The sequence below is a fragment of the Xenorhabdus sp. TS4 genome (assembly GCF_014467265.1).
In the GTDB taxonomy this organism is placed as follows: domain Bacteria; phylum Pseudomonadota; class Gammaproteobacteria; order Enterobacterales; family Enterobacteriaceae; genus Xenorhabdus; species Xenorhabdus ehlersii.
Window position 1 is genome coordinate 1 of the sequence record NZ_NKHQ01000073.1, and the last position, 1,286, is coordinate 1,286.

1 protein-coding gene and 1 pseudogene are annotated in these 1,286 nt (G+C 56.7%); both read right to left on the reverse strand.

The features are described 5' to 3' along the window. Positions 1 to 397: phage integrase N-terminal SAM-like domain-containing protein (locus tag Xets_RS14205; RefSeq protein ID WP_187651957.1), on the reverse strand; the 397-nt coding region annotated here is incomplete at its 3' end. 218 nt (positions 398 to 615) lie between these two features. Beyond that, positions 616 to 1,286: pseudogene (locus tag Xets_RS14210) on the reverse strand (DNA primase); the annotation flags it as partial.

Below are 1,286 nucleotides of genomic sequence, written 5' to 3' on the forward strand. Positions count from 1 at the left end.
TTTCCCGTTCACTCAGTATCTGGGCGGGCAACCGTTTCTCTTCTTTTGGCAACACCATCTGCTCGGCCGGGTTGTAGAGGATGTGATGGCGTTGCAGTAGCCAGCGGAACCACAAGCGCAGGGCGATTAACCGTTCACGCTGGCCGTTATGGCTGTAAGGCTGGCCATCGGCCTTGCGGTAGGCCCGCAGATAGCGCTGCCAGCTTTCCAGCAACCCCAGCGTCACCTGTGCCGGATACTGCACGGTGCGCTGCTCGCACCAGTCGACGAACGGTAACAGCCGTTCCCGGTAGCTTTCCCGCGTGCGCGGGCTTTTTCCCTGTGCAGCCTGTGTATCGAGGTACGCTTCCAGTTGCTGGCGTAAGGTGATCAGCGGGTTGTCGTGTGCAGTTGTCATTTGGATTTTCCTTTTTGTTATGGCCGCTATCCGGCAGTACGGTATGACGGGAAGTTTTTATTGTGTTGCCGGAACAGTGATTTTTGATATTGTCCAACTTGCGAGCTGTCAGCCCGGTCTGGCTGCGGCCTGATAGCCGTTTTCTCTCCCCCAACTTGAGACCAACCTGACCCCAACTTAGGGGCAACTTGCGTTGTTTTCAGCCCAACTTGCGCTGATCATACCGGCATGATCAGGCCGCTTAAGTGCGCGCCGTCGCCATCCCCGTCCCAGAGCAGTTCGTAGTGCAGCAGATGCCCGCGACTGCCGCCGTGGATCAGCAGGTATTCCATCTCAGCCAGCCGCTGACAATGCACTTTAAGCTGATTGTCACTCCATTGGGTAAAGTCGCGGATATCCCGCCGGGTAAAACGGACGGTGTTCAGGGCGCACTGCTGCTCTGCCGCCATTGCGTGCGCCATCTGTTGGATCAACAGCAACAGCCTGCGTGTCTGCGGCGGCATCTCATCGAGCGTTCGCCCTAATATCTCGTGTGCCAACTGATTGGCGAGCCGGATATCGTCTTTGCTCACTTCGATATATTCAAGCCGCTTGCCGCGATGCTCTGCCGTTTTGATTTCCCGCTGATACTGGTGTAACAGGGCGATACTCTGGATCAAGGTGAGATATTTCATGTGATCACGGCGGGTACGGGTCTTATCGCTCATGAACGTTAACTGGCTGGCATAGGGGTTCACCACATTCAGCGGGCGCAACAACCGCTGGGCGTTCTGGTGAAGCTGCATCAAATAGTCCCGCTCGTTCTCGGCCAGCAAGCCTTCGAGCGTCTGCTTCTGGCGCTGCACCGCATGGATAGCTTCGGTCTGTTCGCGGGATTCGTTGACCGTCA